The sequence below is a fragment of the Candidatus Thermoplasmatota archaeon genome, from assembly GCA_022848865.1.
GTDB lineage: Archaea > Thermoplasmatota > Thermoplasmata > RBG-16-68-12 > JAGMCJ01 > JAGMCJ01.
This window is the reverse complement of the sequence record JAJISE010000096.1, coordinates 1-1,533: the sequence shown is the minus strand read 5'-3', so window position 1 is coordinate 1,533 and position 1,533 is coordinate 1. Positions and strand designations below refer to the sequence as shown.

At 59.0% G+C, this 1,533-nt stretch carries 3 protein-coding genes; 1 reads left to right on the top strand and 2 read right to left on the bottom strand.

Translation table 11 applies throughout. The annotated features are described in order from the left end of the window. A partial coding sequence (locus LN415_09820) for a hypothetical protein (protein MCJ2557383.1) occupies window positions 1–333 on the top strand: 333 nt, incomplete at its 5' end. Window positions 334–557: 224 nt separating this feature from the next. Here LN415_09820 and LN415_09815 read toward each other — a convergent pair. Both LN415_09815 and LN415_09810 read right to left on the bottom strand, forming a co-directional pair. Beyond that, window positions 558–1,163, bottom strand: coding sequence for a hypothetical protein (locus LN415_09815; protein MCJ2557382.1), 606 nt, complete (start codon window positions 1,161–1,163; stop codon window positions 558–560). Between the two features lie 98 nt (window positions 1,164–1,261). Further along, window positions 1,262–1,533 (bottom strand): hypothetical protein (locus LN415_09810; GenBank protein ID MCJ2557381.1); only part of this gene is annotated, 272 nt, incomplete at its 5' end.

Sequence of the window (1,533 nt, the reverse complement as noted above, 5' to 3'; positions counted from 1 at the left end):
ACGATCTGGGCGGGTCCGAATAACACCCGTGGATTGAGGGTGGGAGAGAGAAATCGGGAACGGTATTTCAATCCTGCAGTAAGGACGGTAGTTATCTATCTCGACAAAGTCCGCTGCGTGACACGTCTCAAAGACAGCTTCTGGAACAAATGTCCGGAGATACGCACTGCAGCGGACGATTCAGGTCGGAATCTCCTTGCTGTATGGGTTCGGAAGCACAGGCTTCAGCCTCCTGGAATCGCTCGAAGACTGAAGGGGGAGCCTGATGTGGCAGTCTTCAAGGTGCTCGAGCCAGAGAACGAGTTCGCTGTCAGCGTCAAGAAGGTGAGTTAGGCCGACAATCCTCTCGGCCGATGTGAACGACGCTGTGAAGAACCCGACACTCCCAGAGATTCTCCGCTTCCGCCTGAGACAAGATTCGCTTCAGATTCACTGCCCGGAGCCCGCGATTCCTTCACAAGAACCCTGCTTTCCCTCTCTCTTACGTTACGCCGCTCAGGAGCCTTGGAAGGTTCCCATTGAAAAGTCTGAGTCGCCGGTGTCCCAGGGAGCATCACTCAAACACACAGGAAGAAGGACCTCCACCGAGCTGAGGTCTCTTCCACCCACTTCCTTGGGGCTCCTCCGCGACCGCACTCCACAAGCTTCTCGGACAAGCCGATTATATCGATCTTCCCGAGGATCCTCTTATGGTACTTACTCAGAACCGCTGGCGACAAGTTCAGAACGGACCGGAACACTCGCCGAGCCATCCGATATCGCGTCCACCCCGCCGCGAAGTACACTATCGCCCCCGACACATACGAAGGCGACCCGTGCAGGGCAGCGGGCGATTCCCTCTCGAGGTGAGATAGTATCATGTCCGCTCTCTCCCAGATCCCGACAAACGCTTCGTCCGGGAGGTCAAGGACCCGGCAAAGCCTCTCCACCTGCCCCTCCACCCAATCCCGCGGGTCCAATCGAGCGCGAATGCCCGTCGCCTCGCGGGCTCTCGATATCTCCTTCATGTTTGCGCGCTGGCGGCAAGCGCAGTAGTTCTCACCGCACACGAGGATGTTCGCGACTGCCCTCCGATGCTGGTTGCCTATGAATTCCAATAATCTGTCCTCCATCTCCCTGGCTCTCTCGATCAGGTCTATCGGTAGTTTGGTCCTTTCACTCATGCTACCAGGTTCCTCATGTCCACTGCCTCCTCGCCCAGCGAGACCTCAATTCCTGCAGGATTCGTGAGGTGATCTCCACTTTGCTCTGCATCTCACCCTCAACCCGCCTCAAGTGTCGCCCCCGCCAGCCACCCATCCTCTCCGCTCCCAAACTCGCCCGCCAGGTCTCCCAGGTCCACCGCCTCCCTGCCAGGCGCGACGTCGAACCACTCCCGCCAGATCCACGAGTCCGTCGCCACCACGGTCGGCACGAGGGTCCCGCCTCCGCGGCGGTGAGAACCTCCCATCCTGGGGTCGAGAGGCAGCTCCTTCGGGGGAACGTATCCCTCGTTGAAGCGCTCGCTGTTCCCCACGAAGTCGAGCATGAGGA